The 12,625-nt window shown below is 34.2% G+C and carries 11 protein-coding genes; all 11 read right to left on the reverse strand.

Features of this window, described 5'->3' with window-relative positions; translation table 11 throughout:
• Positions 1-132: 132 nt before the first annotated feature.
• Entirely contained in the window at positions 133-1,746 is a 1,614-nt protein-coding gene (locus GM661_RS17355; RefSeq protein ID WP_230867925.1) for a mannitol dehydrogenase family protein, read from the reverse strand.
• 33 nt (positions 1,747-1,779) lie between these two features.
• Positions 1,780-2,871, reverse strand: a complete 1,092-nt coding sequence (uxuA, locus tag GM661_RS17360; RefSeq protein WP_230867926.1) for a mannonate dehydratase — start codon at positions 2,869-2,871, stop codon at positions 1,780-1,782.
• A 17-nt stretch (positions 2,872-2,888) separates the two neighbouring features.
• Entirely contained in the window at positions 2,889-3,584 is a 696-nt protein-coding gene (locus GM661_RS17365; protein ID WP_230867927.1) for a GntR family transcriptional regulator, read from the reverse strand.
• A gap of 92 nt (positions 3,585-3,676) precedes the next feature.
• Positions 3,677-4,687: a zinc-binding alcohol dehydrogenase family protein gene (locus GM661_RS17370; protein WP_230867928.1), complete on the reverse strand. Its 1,011-nt coding sequence runs from the start codon at positions 4,685-4,687 to the stop codon at positions 3,677-3,679.
• 148 nt (positions 4,688-4,835) lie between these two features.
• Positions 4,836-5,849, reverse strand: coding sequence for a 3-dehydro-L-gulonate 2-dehydrogenase (gene yiaK, locus GM661_RS17375; protein WP_230867929.1), 1,014 nt, complete (start codon positions 5,847-5,849; stop codon positions 4,836-4,838).
• Positions 5,850-5,881: 32 nt separating this feature from the next.
• A complete protein-coding gene (locus GM661_RS17380; protein WP_230867930.1) occupies positions 5,882-7,159 on the reverse strand; it encodes a TRAP transporter large permease in 1,278 nt (425 codons plus the stop codon).
• Positions 7,156-7,659, reverse strand: coding sequence for a TRAP transporter small permease (locus GM661_RS17385; RefSeq protein ID WP_230867931.1), 504 nt, complete (start codon positions 7,657-7,659; stop codon positions 7,156-7,158). Before GM661_RS17385 ends, GM661_RS17380 begins: the two co-directional genes overlap by 4 nt.
• 21 nt (positions 7,660-7,680) lie before the next feature.
• Complete coding sequence (locus GM661_RS17390; RefSeq protein WP_230867932.1) at positions 7,681-8,667, reverse strand: C4-dicarboxylate TRAP transporter substrate-binding protein; 987 nt, start codon at positions 8,665-8,667, stop codon at positions 7,681-7,683.
• Positions 8,668-9,044: 377 nt separating this feature from the next.
• Positions 9,045-10,298: a nickel-dependent lactate racemase family protein gene (locus GM661_RS17395; RefSeq protein ID WP_230867933.1), complete on the reverse strand. Its 1,254-nt coding sequence runs from the start codon at positions 10,296-10,298 to the stop codon at positions 9,045-9,047.
• A gap of 451 nt (positions 10,299-10,749) precedes the next feature.
• The gene (locus GM661_RS17400; protein WP_230867934.1) at positions 10,750-11,109 is read right to left on the reverse strand and encodes a response regulator; all 360 of its coding nucleotides are present in this window, start codon (positions 11,107-11,109) and stop codon (positions 10,750-10,752) included.
• Positions 11,110-11,202: 93 nt separating this feature from the next.
• Entirely contained in the window at positions 11,203-12,291 is a 1,089-nt protein-coding gene (locus GM661_RS17405; protein ID WP_230867935.1) for a M23 family metallopeptidase, read from the reverse strand.
• Positions 12,292-12,625 lie beyond the last annotated feature (334 nt).

Below are 12,625 nucleotides of genomic sequence, written 5' to 3' on the forward strand. Positions count from 1 at the left end.
TCAGGATCTTGCGAAAAAATTTAGCATCTCCGACAGAAGCATTTTCTCTTATATTTTTAGAAAGGGCAAGAATAAACATAAAATGACTTTGATGCTTGTACCATCAAAGTCATTTTATGTTTTGAGAGTTATTTAATCAACATATTTTTTTAGAGTTGCTCTAACTGCACCCTTTGATGCAATTAGTTCTTCAAAATAATTTTCTATAACTTCTCCTAAGCCTACTTCATAAAGATCTATACCAAAGATTTTAACATTGGATAATATCGGCTTAAGCTGTTCATGAAAAGGTCCCTTATCTCCAAGAGAAATTGATGCAACATAAGGTGTTAATTCCTCTAAAAGAGGATCTGAACTAAGTTTCATTTTATTGCCATCATCATCAATACCTATTAAATATCTACACCAGCCCGCTAAAACAAGAGGAATAAACTTTAGATCCATTATATTTAAATCTTCTCTGCTTATATAGGCTTTTATTGTTTCACCAAAGCGGATTCCTAATTTTTGAGAAGTATCAGTTGCAATTCTTTGTGGTGTATCAGGCATAAATGGATTTGGAATTCTTACCTTAAGCACTTCGTCAATGAATTTTTTAGGATCAATAATTTTAGGATTTACAACTACAGGCAGGCCCTCTACATATCCTATTTTTTCTACAAGGTTTTTTAACTCATGATCTTCCATTTCCTTTGAAATCAAAGTATATCCTAATAAACAACCATATATAGCAAGAGCTGTATGAAGGGGATTTAGACAAGTGCAAACCTTCATTTTTTCAACTTTATCAACCGTTTCTCTATCTGTGAAAATAATACCAGCCTCTTCAAGATTTGGTCTGCCGTTAGGAAATAAATCTTCAATAATAAGATATTCTGATTCCTCTGCATTTACAAAAGGAGCTATATAGGTGTTTTTTGATGTAATTACATCCTCTACATCTTCAAAACCATCCTTTTTAAGCATCTCCCTTACACTCGGATCTGGTCTTGGAGTAATTTTATCAATCATCGTCCATGGAAAGGATACATACTTAGGATCATTGATATAAACATCAAAGCCTTCATCTACACATTCTTTTTCTACCCACTTTTCGGCAAAAGCACTAACCGCCTGATAAAGTTTAGTCCCATTATGAGAACAATTATCCATACTAACTAAGGCAAGGGGGTTTTTCCCATTTATATATCGTTCATAAACAAGTGCAGCCAATTTACCAATATAGCTTACTGGATTTTGTGGCCCATTATTAAAATCCTCTACTACGTCAGATAAATATTCACCCTTAGCATCTTGTAAACTATATCCCTTTTCCGTGATCGTAAAACTTACCATTTGGAGACTTGGGTTTATAAAAATTTCTTTTAACCGTTTCCAGTTTTCTTCATTCTTTGGATCTACAATTAATGATTCTACAATGCTTGCAATAACTGTCTTTTCAATATGACCATCTGCCTTTAAAGTTACAAGAGCACCCAGATTGTCATGAGGCCTATACATTTCATCGATTATTTCATAATCAAAACCCTCTGCAACAATAATTCCCCTATCACTTTTTCCTTCATTTAAAATACTTTGCTGTACATTTGCTATAAATGCTCTAAAAATATTTCCTGCACCAAAATGAATCCAGTTAGGATTTGCCTTCGTATTTTCTTTTACTTGCTGAAGATTAAATCTTGGAAGCTTAAACCCTGCTTTTTCCCAGACATCAATATCATTTAAGGCCTTCATATTTAATTTCATGCTAGCCACCTTCTTTCTTTTGGATTATATTTTTTAGTCATTAAACCCTAACATTCCTTGCTTAACTGATTTATCAATTGCTTCCCATAAACCGTTTAAATATGTTGCTCCTAAAGCTCTATCATATAATCCATAACCTGGCATAGCTTTCTCGCCCCAAATCATTCTTCCATGATCAGGTCTTATAGGTCCTTCCATGCCAATATCATATAATGCCTTTACAATTTCATACATATCTAAGGAACCATCAGATGAAAGATGTGCTGCCTCATCAAATTTACCTGGCCCGTGATGAACAAGATTTCTAATATGAGCAAAGTGTATTCGCCCTTTGAAACTTCTTATAATATCTGGAATATCATTATCAGGGTTAGAACCTAAAGAACCTGTACATATGGTTAACCCATTATTTTCCACAGAAACTGCATCAAGCATTCTTTGGATATTTTCTTTATTATTTATTATTCTTGGTAGATTAAATACAGACCATGCAGGATCATCCATATGAATTGCCATCTTAATTCCATACTTTTGACAGGTAGGCATAATAGCATTTAAAAAATATATAAGATTTTCAAATAATTTTTCTTCATCTACATCCTTATACATTTCAAATAGTTCTCTTACCTTTCCTAGTCGTTCTGGTTCCCATCCTGGTAGTACAAACCCATTAGAGCTTGCTTCCATTTCCTTAAAAATCTTATCTGGATCTATTTTATCAATAACCTCTTGGTCATAAGAAAGGACTGTAGAACCATCAGGTCTTACCTTTGCAAGATCAGATCTTGTCCAGTCAAACACAGGCATAAAATTATAGCATACTAAATTTATCCCTTCTTCCCCTAAATTTTCAAGAGTTTCAATATAATTATTGATATACTTATCTCTTGTAGGAAGACCAATCTTAATATCATCATGAATATTCACACTCTCAATACCGCTAACCTCTAACCCTGCTGACTCTACTTCATTTCTCATTGCCTGAATTGCTTCCCTACTCCACACTTCTCCAGGTTTAGAATCATATAGGGTTGTAATAACACCTACACAACCAGGAATCTGTTTGATCTGTTCTAAAGTCACATTATCATGCTTACTTCCAAACCATCTTAGCGTCATTTTCATATTTACGTCTCCTTATTCTAATTACATTCGTTTTCCCTTTCCTTAAAAAATTCAGGATATTTATTAATAAGTTCTGTCTCTTCCACAAAAATCTTTGACAGATGTTTTTTGATTATATCTACAACCCCTTGAAGATTACCATTACATATTTTTTCTATAACCTCTAAATGCTGTACAACTACATTAGAAAGTATTTTTTTATCCCATAAGGACATAAGCCGTATCCTCTTATAATGACCAGACATACTTTGAATAATTTCCCAGCACATGTTTTTATCAGTACTTTTAAAAAATACACTATGAAAATTGTCATCATACTTCAAAAAAGACATATAATCATTATCCTTTATACTCTGCTTTTGCATCTCAATACAATGCCTTAATATTTGTATATCACTTTCTTTACAGACACTAACAAACAATTTTATAGTATTTTCTTCGAGACTTTCTCTTAGAAATCTTTCTTCTGCAACTCGTTTTAAATCTATTTTGGAAACAATTGTTCCCTTTTGAGGAATAATATTAACAAGCCCCTCTTTTTCTAATTTAATAAGTGCATCCCTTACTGGCGATCTACTTACATTTAATTTTTCAGAAATATCCTTGATGCTCAATGCCTCTCCTGGTTTTAAATTTAATGATATAATATTTTTACGAAGAGTATAATACACATTATCTCCAATATTAAAAGATGCTTGATTTGATAACTGCATACGCCTACACCCCCTCTTTAATGACTTTGCTAAAATAAAATTCGATTAAATCTATTTAAAGATTCAGGATATCTTTCCAAACTTATAACCAATTAAAATGTTAACACAATTTTTCTAAACTTTCTACTAGAAACTACATCAAATGCTTTCTTAATGTCTTTGAAATTAAAAACATGTGATATCATATCTCCTGCTTGAATAATATCTCTAGCAAATAAGTCAATTACTTTTTCGAATTTATCATGCTGTAATCGAGAGCCAATAATATCTAGTTCCTTAGCCGTGATCTTAAATTGTGCAATTTCTGAAACTCTAGTATCAAATCCCATTAACACAACTCTTCCTGCATTACCAACAACATCTACTAAAAATTCAAAGGACCCAGGGTTACATACTGAGTCAATACAAACTGTTGGTCCATAGTCATTAGAAGCAGCCTGTATCTCCTCCTTTAAAGTTGGACTTTTCCCATTAATTGTATAAGCAGCACCCAATCTTTTTGCCTGATCAAGTTTGTCTTCTTCAATATCTACAGCTATAATTTTACAGCCAAAACTTTTAGCTACTTGTATAATTGTTGAACCTAAAGCACCTGCACCATATACTAATAAAGTATCATCTTCTTGAAGTCTCCCCCTGGCACAAGCTTGAAAAGCAATAGTAAAGGGTTCAATCAAAACAGCAGTCTTAAAGTCTAGATCTTTTGGAATTAAATATGCTGATGTCTCTGGTACTGTCATATGCTCACGATAACCACCATCTATATTGACTCCTCTGACCTTTAAATCGACACAAACATTATCTCTACCATGTTTGCATGCATAACACATATTACAGCTTTCGGTCTGTTTAATAATCACATGATCTCCAACTTCAAATCTCGTAACAGAGTTCGCAATTTCTTGAACTATCCCTGTTACTTCATGGCCAAGAATTCTAGGGTAGCTTGCAACTGGAGACTTCCCTAAATAAATACTAATATCACTACCACAAATACCAGCAGCTTTAACTTTTATAAGTATTTCGTTATCCTTTTCTAGTTTTACTTCTGGAATTTCAACAACAGCTATCTTATTAGGTTCCTCAACTCTCAATGCTTTCATCACAATTCCTCCTCAACTAGACTTTTACTTTTACTATAATTTTTCTAACTCCATTTACTAGCCATTTATAGCAGAATAGTCTATGAGATTCATTCGGTTAGACAAGATAAAAGTATCTTAATATAAACAATATTTCCTATGGACATCTCTAAAGGAATTTAATCTCTTCCCAAACACTATCATCCACAAAGATTCCCTTAGCATCATGCTCTTCTCTAAATCTCACGAAATCTTCACCAGGTGTAAAAATTCCCGTTGAATCCTCTGATAGCTCTGAACTTTTTATGTGTGTTACAGCTTTTTTAATTGTAGCTGCCATATTCTCCTCTTTATCACTAATTTTCTTAGGATCAATAATAATCATAACCTGTGATGCGCCACCACAACTTCCTTTTCCTTTTTTATCTAAATCTGCAGCTCCAATACCATCTGTTAAGATAGAACCTAAAATGTCTAGCATAAAAGAAAAACTAGAGCCTTTCCAATATCCTATTGGCATGATTCTCATTGACTCTTCTATTGCACCTGGGTCATCAGTAATATGTCCATCTTTATCAAACCCACCTGGAAATGGTAGCTTTTTGTTAGCTAATCTTGTTACTTGTAGTTTTCCATAGGAATATTGTGATATGGCCATGTCTAATTCAATTGCGGGCTCGCCATCAACACCTGGTACTGCCATTACAAATGGATTGTTTCCTAGCTTACATTCTTTTCCACCCCATGGCGGCATACATGATTCAGTGTTAGTCCACATAATGGCAATGTAACCTCGATTAGCAGCATGTAAGCCATACGTACCACCACGCATCCAATGGGTCGTGTTTTTTAAGCCAACCATTCCTATGCCGTATTTATCCGCAAGTTCCATCCCTTTTTCCACACCATATAAAGCATTCAGAACACCAGGACCCATATTACCGTTATAAACTTGTATTGCACCAAATTCTTTTTCCAAAGTCGGCTCAGCGTCTACATCAACCCAGCCTTTTTGAATATAATCCACAAAACGGGCAACTCTATTTGTCCCATGTGAGTAAATACCATCATAGGTTGATTCTGTATGAACTCTAGCACAAGTTTCTGCTTTTTCTTCACTAAGTCCGTATTTTATAAACACTCTTTTAATCTCATTCTTAATTTCTTCAAAGGTTAATCTCATATTTTAGTCTCCTTTTTATATCATTTTGATTTTTAACCGAAAACCATGTTTGGTAAAAACAGCACAACTTGTGGAAAGAATACTAATACTGCCAATAATACAATAACAGCTCCTAAAAATAAAATTGATTCTTTTGTATATGTTTCAACTGGACATTGTAATATCGAACATGTTGTATACATTGTAACACCTATAGGTGGTGTCATTCCCCCCATAGTTACTAAAATCATAAATAAAATACCAAAATGAACGGGATCAAAACCTAAATTTGTTACAATAGGCAAGAAAATTGGTGTTAAAATCAATACATTTGCAGTTGCTTCCATAAACATACCTACCACAAAAACAAAAGCTAAAATAATAAATAATACAATATACGAATTTGATGATACATTAATTATTAAATCTGCTAATGTTTGAGGAACTCTTCCCGTAACCAATGCATAACCAAAAGCATTAGAGCAAATGATAATTAACATAATTACAGCTAAATCTACCGAAGTCTGTTTTAAAACCTCAATCATCTTTTTCATTGTCAATTCTTTGTAAACAAACACACCAATAATAAAGGCATATACTACAGCAAACGCACCTGCTTCAGATGGTGTGAAGATACCAAAACGAATCCCAACAATTAGTATAACAGGAAATAATAAGGCCCATATATTCTCTACTAAGCCTTTTAAAATTTCTAAAACCGTTGGTGATTTTTCCATTTCTCTAGCATATTTTCTCTTTCTAGAAATAATATTCACTGTAGTCATAAACACAATCGTCAATAAAACACCGGGTACGATTCCTGCTAAAAACAAACGACCTATTGATATTTCACCTGTGACCCCATATAAAATAAGACCAATACTTGGAGGTATTGTAGAGGTAATTAAACCACCCATAGCTAAGATAGCTGCAGTAAAGCCCTTAGAATACCCTCTTTTTCCCATATCCGGACCAAGGATACGACTTTCCATCGCAGCATCAGCTGTAGCAGAGCCTGAAATCCCACCCATCAACGTACTGAGAACTACAGAAACCTGAGCAAGACCACCATACATATGTCCCGTAAGTACTGTTGAAAACTTAATAAGTCTCTTAGTAATTCCAGTTTCATTCATTAAGTTTCCTGCAAGGACAAAGAAAGGGACTGCCAGTAATGAAAAGGATTGGGTACTACTTACCATTCTTTGAGCTACAATTTGAATAGGCACACCTTCACTAATAAAGAAAGAAAGAGTAGATATTCCAATTGCAAAGGCTACAGGCATCCCTATGGCCAATAGTATCACAAAGCTTATAGCTAAGATGATCATATGGTTTCCCCCCCTCCTTGGTTTTTCTGAATAATACCTTGATAATCATGTTTTATAATGTTGCCAACATATCCTATCAATCTTTTCATAACAGTGTATAACATCAGTAAACATCCAACAGGTGCACTAATGGTAACAAAGGAATAACTTATTGGTAATGTATTAAACGTTCTTTGAAAATTGATTATTGATAAATTTGTTCCATAATAAATAACAAATATCAAGAAAAACATAATCAATACACTATTAAATAAATAAATTGCATTTCGTATCGGAAGTGAAAACTTATTTGCCAATAAATCAACACCCATATGTCGTTTACGGCGCATGGCTAGGTCTGCTCCAATAAAGCAGACCCAGGAAAATGTCAGTTGGGCAAAGTCAACTGACCAAGACATATCTATACCAAACCATCTCAATGTAGCAGCCGTAAAAACGAGTAATATTAGTATTGAAAGACCTATACATACAGTTATTTCTTCAATACGTTGAATTTTCATGTCAAAACCTCGCTTTTAGTATTATCTTCCTAGTTCTTTATCAATTTTATCTTTAAGTTCTCTATATCCTAAATCATCGTAAGTTGATTCCGCAGCTGCTTTGAATGCATCAACATCTACAACTTCTATACCAGCATCAGTAATAGTTTGTAAAAATTCTCCATTCTTTTTAATAACAATATCAGAAGCATATTTACCTGCATTATAAGATTCTTCTGTAAGAATACTTTGATACTCTTCCGGTAACTTTTCAAACCAATTATTAGAAATCACAAGTCCAGTAAGCAATTGGAAATGACCTGTTTGAGAAAGGTAATCAGTAACTTCATAAATACTTGAACCTACTGCTGCAGAGTTGTGTACCTCAACACCTTCAATTACCTTCTGTTGAAGTGCTTGGTACGCCTCTGACCACGGAAGAACTGTAGTATTCGCTCCCATTGCCTCCAGGGACTTCGTTACTACATCAGAACCAGAACTTCTAATACGTAATCCATTCAAATCCTCTGGTTTAGTAACCGGTGACTTTGTAAAAAGATTTCTACTACCTTGATAGTAATTAAAAGATAGTACTTTAAATCCATATTCTTCAAATTCCCCTACTAAGTCTTTATATACTGAGGTTTTCATCAATTTTAAGGCGCCTTCATAATCATTAGCTAAATAAGGTCCTCCTAGAATTCCAAAATCTTTAATATAATTGCTCATACGACCCGGATCTGTAATAATCCCAACACCAGCACCAACCTTGGCTTGTTCTAAAACATCTTCATCTGCACCGAGTTGCGAACCTGAGTATAGTTCCACTGTAACAGCTCCATCTGTTCTTTGTTCAACACTTTTTTTGAACACCTCAAGACCCTTATAAATAGGATCTGCCTCAGTCAATACTGTACCTACTTTAAGTACATAACTTTCTCCCTTTGCATCTTTTCCTGTTCCACTACAAGCTGCCAGTGAAATAAGTAAACCTAAAATCAAAATACTTGCTAATAATTTTTGTTTCATTTTAAAGCCTCCTCTAGATTTTATACTAATATACTAACATATTAGTATATTTTTGTCAAACATAAGAACATTCGATTTTGAACCTTCCTTAAGGCATTAATCCAGCAAAAACTGTAAAGCTAGCTTAAGAGTATAAATACAATGTTGCATACTCCCTCATTAATAGAATCAGCAAACTAGTATATGTTTAATTATCATATTTTTCAGCACAATAACAAAAAAGTCTAATGCCATACATTATATAAAAATTCAAATATTCAACTAAAAATAAATTAGAGACCAATTTTTCAGGTCTCTAGTTGTAAGCTAATATTGTTATCCGGTAGTATTCTGCATCTACTTAAGTTAAGTAACAGACTTAATTATTTACTTAATAGTTAATCAGTATATAATGGCACTGTATTAGCACCATGTGGTATAATGTATACTAAATCTTCAGCTGATATTAACTGACTAACAAACTCATTAATATCTATAACCGGGTCCATGAAAGTTTCTTGAACAATACCTCTTTTCATACTACTATATAAATAAAGAGGATTTTTTCTTGCTACCCTGGCAATGGCAAAAGCCTTATGTCCACCAAGTTCAAATACCTTTTTGATCTTTTCTTCAAGATATTCCGGTTTCTCAGCCTCTAATAACCATTTTTCAAAAGTATCTTCACCCAGTGATTCCTTACACTCAGCTATTAACAAAATTGGTGCTCCTTCTTTTACACAATATGAAGCATTTTCAAGTGCCTTTTGAGCCTGATACATATTAATATCCTTGGGAAAACCACCAGTACTAACTATTACTGCATCTGCCAGTTTATCTATTTTAATAACAGAATTTTTCCTACACAACTCAACACCTTTTTCCCAGGCCTTTAGATAATGACCTACTACCAAGTCTACAGGTTCATTTTTGCTGTCAACAATAACATTAGATATGAATTTCAAATTAGCCATTTTAGCTGCTTCTACTGCTGTCTGATGAAATTTATTGCCGGCCAGATTGGCAGTCTTAGCTTCAGGTAGTCTCATTAAAGAATGATGGGTTTCTATAGTCTCCCGGCCACAAACCCCTGGTAACAGTGATTTCCTGCCACCTGAATAACCAGCCATATAATGAGGAGCAATAACACCTATGGCACATAATAAATCTGCTTCCATAGCCAGCGGATTTACATAAAGAGGAATCCCTTCACTTAACTTGCCAGCATAAACCATTTCTTCTTCACATTTATGATTTTCCCAATGATAACGATCTATTATATCTTTACCTACAGTCTCTTCAACCTCTTTTGGGGTCATTGGCCGGTGCATACCAGTAGCAATTAAAAGGCTTATATTTTCATCAACTATCCCTGCTTCTTCCAGTTCTTCTAACATCGGTTTAAGGACAATATTATATGGCACCGGTCTGGTTATATCATTAATAATAATCACAATCTTTTCTGGCTTTTCCTGCTGAACTAGACTGGCTAAGGTCGGGGAATCAACCGGATTGGAAAAACTAGCCTTTATCTTCTGCTGCCAGTCAATTTTCCCCCTTTCCTCTGCCGTAGATTCCAATATTTTATATTTTTCTGGCAGATTAAGATTAAGTTGACCTGTCCCATATGCTAAATTAATCTGTTTAACCATTGTAATTCTCCTCAGTTTCTAATTTTTTCTCCTAATCTATATTTTTTGAATATCTACATTAATAATATATTATCAATTAATCCATTAAATTTCAATCTTATTTACCTATACCTTGATCCTTTTTTTAATGCCCTTACCACAGGCAATTCTTCACCAGAAAGAAACCTGATAAGGGTTCCAATTAATCTTTTTCTTTATAAATAATATTTTATAGTGTGTGTTCGAAAGGGCATAAATAGGGGATTATATATCCCTGAACGAAGTTAAGGTGTTACCGTTGAGTGAAGGGATATATAATCCCCGGCGATATATACTGATACTTTCGAACAGACTCTTATAACATATTCAACAACAAAAAGAACCCTTAATTACCTGTAAAGGCAATAGGTTCCCTTAATCAATATATAAGATATTTAATTAAAAAACATGCCAAGCCCTCAGTTATATAGACTTAATTTGCCTTACTAAGGGCTTCTTTTACCCTGTCTTTATTAAATGGTTTAACAATAAAATCCTTGGCCCCACTTTTAATAGCGTCCAGAACCATTGTCTGCTGCCCCATAGCACTGCACATTATAATACTGGCAGTTTCATCAATACTAATAATCTCTTTTAAGGCCTCCAGACCACTCATCTCAGGCATAGTAATATCCATAGTAACAATATCAGGCTGAAGATCAGCATATTTGGCAACAGCCTCTTCTCCATTTGTCGCTTCACCAATTACCTCATAGCCAATCTCTTCAATTAGATTCTTTAATGTCAGCCTCATAAACGCTGCATCATCTACTATTAATATCTTTTTAGCCAAGATAATCTCCCTCCCTAAATATAGTTGATTATATACCACTATACAAGCTAATAATGTGATTACAATCACTGTATTGTTAAATTTTATTTTTCATTACATTTTAATATAATTTAGTGGATTTACCGGCTGTCCATTAATCTGAATCTCAAAATGGAGATGAGGACCAGTAGAGTTTCCAGTATTACCAGATAGGGCAATAGCCTGTCCCCTCTCTACCCGCTGTCCACTACTTACAAGCAGTTTAGAGTTATGAGCATAAAGCGACCGAACCCCTCTTTCATGTTCTATAATAACTGTATTACCATAACCCGATGCCCAACCACCATAAATAATCTTGCCACTACGAGCCGCCCTTATCCTTGTCCCTGTATTAACTGCAAAGTCTATTCCTTCATGCATCCTACCCCATCTCATCCCAAAATATGAAGAAATACGGGCATCAATCGGTTTGATAAAATGCTGGCTCAGCCTTTCCTGATAGCCAAACTCTGGTTTAGCACCTGGCAGTAAAACCACCTTACCTGGTTTAACTAAATCAGGATTACTTATACCATTAGCCTCAATAACCTCATCTAATGATACTGCAAAATCCCTGGTAATGGTCCAGAGGTTTTCACCTGGGTTTATCTTATAAAGTATACCTTTAACAGGTAAAATAACCAGTACATCACCAACCTGTATCCTATTCATATTATTGATATCATTGGCACCAATTAAAGTGTCAATATCAATCCTATAGCTATTAGCAATTTCCCAGAGATTGTCACCCTTTTTAACACGGTATTCCTCAACTCTATCAAAAAGAGTAAGTTTAACCTCATCTTCCCTAATGTTAGACGGCTTTAAAACATCAGTCATTTCCTGCCCATTTGTATCTGTCCTTAAAGAATCCAGGGCTTCAGGAGTCTCCGCATCACCCACAGATGTCAGCAGGTTTTTTTCTTCTTTTATTAAATCTATCTTCTCTGTTAATTCAAGTTGTTCTCCTTCAACATCCTGTTCTTCATCATTTGTTTGAACTATATCTGTATCAAATAACTTGTCCACCTCAACAGCATCATCAATTTGAATATCCTGTACTGGAAGACGCTTGGCTTCATTATCATAACCAGATATAAGGCTGTAATCTGGTAGTAACAATAGTAGACTAATTATAAAAACAGTTATTATCAGCTTTTTCAATTAAGCCACCTCCATAAATATAAATAGTATAAATAATATAAATGCATGATCATTTTATCTTAACTATCCAATTAAATCAAGGACAAAAGTACTATTCCAGATAATATTTCTCTAAAAAATAGTGAAAACCCCGGTTTCCCGGGGTTTATAAAAAATATTTTTTTAAGATAGACTTAACTGTAGCGTGAACTCCAATGATTTTCCACGCTCTAATTGATAGACCTTACCGTTTTCTAAAGCCGTAACAACCGAATCATAATATCCATTACTGGGTTCAAAGGCCAATTATAATTGCCTTTAAAGCCGCCTTCAATAACCCAGAAACCAAGATAGG

It is taken from the genome of Iocasia fonsfrigidae (genome assembly GCF_017751145.1).
Classification (GTDB): Bacteria; Bacillota; Halanaerobiia; order Halanaerobiales; family DTU029; genus Iocasia; species Iocasia fonsfrigidae.